Origin of the sequence: Okeania sp. SIO2B3, assembly GCF_010672525.1 — a bacterium.
GTDB lineage: Bacteria > Cyanobacteriota > Cyanobacteriia > Cyanobacteriales > Microcoleaceae > Okeania.
On record NZ_JAAHGH010000019.1, the window covers coordinates 23,819 to 29,818 of the forward strand.

Genomic DNA, 6,000 nt, shown 5'->3' on the forward strand with positions numbered 1-6,000 from the left:
AGTTTTGTGCCTACACCTCTATTGGAAAATTTGTGTTCCTTAGAATGGCCTCCAGAAACAGAATTGAGAACTGTACTCACAGGTGGAGACAAGCTGCACAGCTATCCATCGGCAGCCTTACCATTCCGTGTATTTAATAACTATGGTCCAACAGAGAATACAGTTGTTACTACCTCTGGGTTGGTAGTTTCTGGTCAAGGAGGCAGTATTTCACCACCTATTGGTAGGCCGATATCTAACATCAAAGTATACATCCTTGACTCCCAATTACAACCAGTACCCATAGGAGTGCCAGGAGAACTACACATCGGTGGTGACGGACTAGCAACAGGCTACCACAACCGTCCTCAACTCACAGCAGAGAAATTCATCCTTAACCCCTTTGACAGCTCAAAAGCCACAAAATTATACAAGACAGGAGATTTGGTACGTTACCTAACTGATGGCAATATTGAATTTTTAGGTAGAATAGACCACCAGGTAAAAATCCGAGGATTCCGCATCGAAACCGGAGAAATAGAAGCTGTTATCCATCAAAACTCGGAAGTAAAAGAAACAGTTGTAATAGTTAGGGAAGACAAGCCAGGAGACAAACGTTTAGTTGCATACATAGTACCCGAAACTGAAACCAATAACGACAATAACCCAGAATTATCAGGCACTCAAGTAGACAGTTGGCAAGAAATATTTAATGAACAAGTTTATACTCAATTAAGTGAAATCACAGACCCCCTATTTAATAACAGAGGTTGGTTAAGCAACTATGATGGACAACTAATACCAGTGCAGCAAATGCGAGTGTGGGCGGGAGATATTGTGAGTCAAGTTTTGGCATCTAAACCCGAAATAGTATGGGAAGTAGGCTGTGGTACAGGAATGCTGTTATTTCAGATAGCACCGCACACAAAGGGGTATTACGGCACGGATATTTCTCAGGCTTCACTGGATTATATTCAAAAACAAATAGAACAACAACCAGAAAAATATGGTCATGTTACCCTAGCTCAAAAACGAGCCGAAGATATGGCAGATGTGGCTGAGAATAGCTTTGATGTAGTGTTACTGAGTTCTATAGTACAGTATTTTCCGAGTGTGGAATATTTGTTGCAAGTAATAGAGAATAGTATCAGAGTAGTCAAGCCTGGAGGAATGATTTTTCTAGGGGATATCCGGAATCAAAAGTTGAGGGAAGCATTTCATACCTCGGTACAGATGTACAAAGCTACACCATCCCTGTCAATCAAAAAACTGAAGCAACAGATAGACAGAGTGATGCAGCAGGAGACAGAGTTATTGGTATCACCGGAGTTGTTTGTAGCTCTCAAAGAAAAATATAAAGAGATATCTCATGTACAGATACGCTTACAGAGAGGAAGCGAATATAACGAACTAAATAAATATCGCTATAGTGTGTTATTACATATAGACGAAAAACCTGCAACAGCGATCGCTCCTCCGGTAGAAAGTGGGTTAGGTATGAGTTATGAAGATATGGAAATCTATCTGCAACAAAAGCAGCCTGAGTTAATTTGCTTTAGTAGTTTAACCAATAGCAGAGTGGTAAATGATGTGCATGAGATAGAGTTACTATCAACAATGGAGGAAATCAAGAATGTACAGCAGTTGCAGCAAAAGTCACAGGAAAAAGCAGTCAATGGCATTAACCCAGAAAGGTTATATGAACTGAGTGCATCTTTAGGATATTCCCTAGAGTTGTGTTGGGCAGCAGAGGGTGGTGCAGAATTGATGGATGCAGTGTTTGTGCGGTCTGAGTTAGCAGCAGAGGAGATGGTGTTAACACCGCTGACTCAAAAATCAGTGGTAGGGGGTAACTGGCATAGTTACGGAAACAATCCTTTGGCTTCACAGATAGGGAAACAAGTGATACCAGATTTGAGGAAGTATCTAGAGTCGAGGTTGCCAGAGTATATGATACCTTCTGGATATGTAGTATTGTCGCAACTGCCACTAACACCGAATGGTAAAGTAGATCGTAAGGCATTGCCTGCACCAGATTTGACAAGTAGTTTGTTAAGGGAGTTTGTAGCTCCTCAGACCAATACTGAGAAGGCATTGGCAGAAATTTTGGTAGAAGTTCTGGGAATAGAAAAGGTGGGAATATATGACAACTTCTTTGATTTGGGAGGACATTCCCTGTTAGCGACTCAAGTTGTGTCTCGTGTGCGTAATATTCTTAATGTGGAGTTACCCCTGCAAAGCCTATTTGAGAGTTCTGATGTGGCTAGTCTGGCCAAAGAATTAGATATTTCTCTAGCTCAAACCGAAGGTATTGAAGCAGTAGCCATTACACCAAGGAAGCAAAATGGTAATCTCCCACCATTATCATTCGCCCAACAAAGGCTCTGGTTTATCGAAAAAACAGGGTTAAGTGAAAATGCTTACAATCAGCCGTTAACCATACATTTAGTGGGTCAATTAGACTTGGTTGCTCTACAACAAAGTCTCAACCAAATCATCAATCGCCACGAAACTCTGAGAACCAACTTTGCGGAAATCAATGGCACACCAGTACAAGTAATTAGACCCCCATTTGAATTAGAGCTACCTCAACAAGACCTGAGTCAGTTAACACTATCCCAACAAGCTACACAACTGCAACATTTACTGAAAACAGAAAATGAAAAACAGTTTGATTTAGAACAAGATCTACCCATCAGAGCTTTACTGTTGCAACTAGGAGCAAAAGAGCATATACTCCAAGTTACATTACATCATATTGCCTCCGATGGCTGGTCACTGACCGTATTTACTAAGGAATTATCAGTTCATTACACTGCAGCAGTAGAAAATCAACCATCCTCATTACCAGAGTTACCCATACAATATGCTGATTTTGCTGTCTGGCAGCGGGACTACTTACAAGGTGAAACCCTACAAACACAATTAGGCTACTGGAAGCAAAAGCTGAAAGGATTACCACAACTACAACTGCCCACAGATTATCCTCGACCTGCCAGAGAAACTTTTCAAGGTGCTGGTCAAGAATTCAACCTATCAGCGACACTGACATCAAAATTAAAGCAACTCAGCAAACAACAGGGAGTGACTCTGTTTATGACCCTATTAGCAGGGTTTAAAGTATTACTGTATCGTTACAGTGGTCAAGATAGCATTGCCGTAGGTGTACCCATAGCCAACCGTAACCGTAGAGAAATAGAAGGGTTAATCGGATTTTTTGTTAACTCCTTAGTTATGTACACGGACTTGGGAGGGGAACCAAGTTTCACAGAAGTATTAAAAAGAGTAAGACAGACATCTCTAGAAGCTTATGCTCATCAAGACTTACCCTTTGAGAAACTGGTAGCTGAGTTACAACCGGAACGTTCTCTATCCCAACACCCTTTGTTTCAGGTGTCGTTTGCCCTTCAGCAGAGTGAAGTCTTGAAACCATCCTTCAGCCTCCCTAATTTAGAGGTAGGTTGGTATGAAGGGGAAGCGGCTGAGATGACGGTCAGAATGGACTTAGAATTACATATGTGGCCAGAAGGAGAGAATATAAAAGCATTCTGCGCCTATAACCGAGACTTGTTTGAGGCAGAAACAATAAGTAGGATGCTGTCACATTACGAAAACATATTATCAGCAGCAGTAGAGACACCAGAGCAACCAATCTATCAACTGCCAATAATGAACCCCAAAGAAACACAGCAGTTATTAGTTACCTGGAACCAAACCCAAAGCGCCACCCCAGACAAATGTATCCATGAACTATTTGAAAAAATAGTACAACAACAACCCCAATCAACAGCAATAATATTTGAAGAGCAAAAACTAACATACTCAGGGCTCAACCAAAAAGCCAACCAACTAGCACAGAAACTGCGCTCCTTAGGAGTAAAAGCAGAAGTGCTAGTAGGAATAAGCATAGAACGTTCAATAGAAATGGTAATCGGTTTATTAGGAATACTCAAAGCAGGAGGAGCATATGTACCAATAGACCCCAACTACCCAGCACAGAGAATCAACTATATGCTAGCCGACTCCCAAGTAGAACTATTAGTAACAACAAGCCAAATCACAGAAAAACTAGGAAAAGAACTATTCAAGCAACAAAAAATCATCACCATAGACCAAGAAATAGAAATAGAGTATAAAAATCAAACAAACAACATCCAAAGCCAAGTCCACCCCAATCATCTAGCCTATGTAATCTATACATCAGGCTCAACAGGAAAACCCAAAGGAGTAGAAATAGAACACCGCTCACTCACAAACTTCCTGAAATCAATGGAGGACTCACCAGGGATAGAACCATCAGAAAAACTACTAGCAGTAACAACAATAAGTTTTGACATAGCAGGATTAGAACTATACCTGCCATTAATCGCAGGAGCAACAGTAGAAATAGTCACAAAAGAAACAGCAAAAGACGGGCGAAAACTATTAAAAGCCATAGAAAAATCAGAAGCAACAATCATGCAAGGAACACCAGCAACCTGGCAAATGTTAATCAATGCCGGATGGTCAGGGAGAGGAAAAAAAATGAAAATCCTGTGTGGAGGAGAAGCAATCTCAGAAAAACTAGGGAAGTCCCTCCAACAAACAGGAGCCGAAATCTGGAATATGTACGGACCAACAGAAACAACAATCTGGTCATCAATCAAAAAAATTAACAACAACTCATCAATAAAATCAATAGGGCAACCCATAAACAACACTCAAATGTACATCCTAGACAAAAACCAACAACCAGTAGCAATAGGAGTAGCAGGAGAACTGCACATAGGAGGAGCAGGATTAGCACGAGGCTACCGAAACCAAGAAAAACTAACAGCAGAAAAATTCATACCCCACCCCTGTAGTGAAGAAAAAAACGCCAGAATCTACAAAACAGGAGACCAAGCCAGATACTTACCCACAGGAGAAATAGAATACTTAGGGAGAATAGACAATCAAGTAAAAATCCGAGGATTTAGGATAGAAACAGGAGAAATAGAAGCATTACTCAATGAAAATAGCAAAATAACTGAAGCAGTAGTAGTAGCCAAAGAAGAAAAACCAGGAGAAAAACGTCTATTAGCATATGTAGTACCCAAAACAGAAACAAGCGTTGCTGAAAAACAAAAGCTAATAGAAACCCAACTCAAAAGTTGGTCAGAGATCTTCAATCAACCCCAAGAAATAAAAGCAAGTGAAATCAAAGACCCAAAATTCAACATATCAGGATGGCAAAGTAGTTATAACAACCAAGCCATACCAGTAGAACAAATGGAAGAATGGGCAGCAGATATAGTAACTCAAGTATTAAAGTCCAAACCAGAAACAGTATGTGAAATAGGATGTAAAACAGGAATGTTATTACTGGGTATTGCACCAAAAACCAAATCATATTATGGCACAGACATATCAAAAGTATCACTAGAATATATTCAAAAACAAATAGAGCTTGAACCAGAAAAATATAATCATGTAACCCTAGCTCAAAAACAAGCAGAAGCCCTCGAAGGTGTAGCCGAAAACAGTGTAGACGTAGTCTTACTAAATTCGATAGTACAATACTTTCCCAGTGTAGAGTATTTATTGCAAGTAATAGAAGAAAGTCTAAAAAGAGTCAAACCAGGAGGAGTAATAATCCTATGGGATGTAAGGAACTTAGAATTAAGAAAAGAATTTCACACATCAGTACAAATGTATCAAGCCACCCCATCAGTATCAGCAGAAAAAATCAAGCAACAGCTAGAGCGAGTGATGCAACAGGAAATGGAACTGTTAGTATCACCAGAATTATTTGTAGCCCTAAAAGAAGAAAAAGAAGAAATCAGCCATGTACAGATACGTTTACAGAGGGGAAGCGAACACAATGAACTATCTAAATATAGATATAGTGTAGTGCTGCATAAAAAAGCAGAAGGGAAAGACAAAGAAGTAATAGAAGTAGGAATAGAGAATGGAGAAGGGATGTCAGTAGCAGAGATAGAACAGAAGCTAACAGAGGAGAAACCCGAAGCAATAGGGTGGAGTCAATTAGTGAATAAGAGA

At 40.0% G+C, this 6,000-nt stretch carries 1 protein-coding gene (running past one end of the window); it reads left to right on the top strand.

Translation table 11 applies throughout. The features are described 5' to 3' along the window. Positions 1-6,000 carry part of the coding region annotated (locus F6K15_RS16460; RefSeq protein ID WP_293062493.1) for a non-ribosomal peptide synthetase on the top strand (this coding region is incomplete at its 3' end). Its footprint begins 2,328 nt before the window's first position, so 6,000 of the 8,328 annotated nt are shown.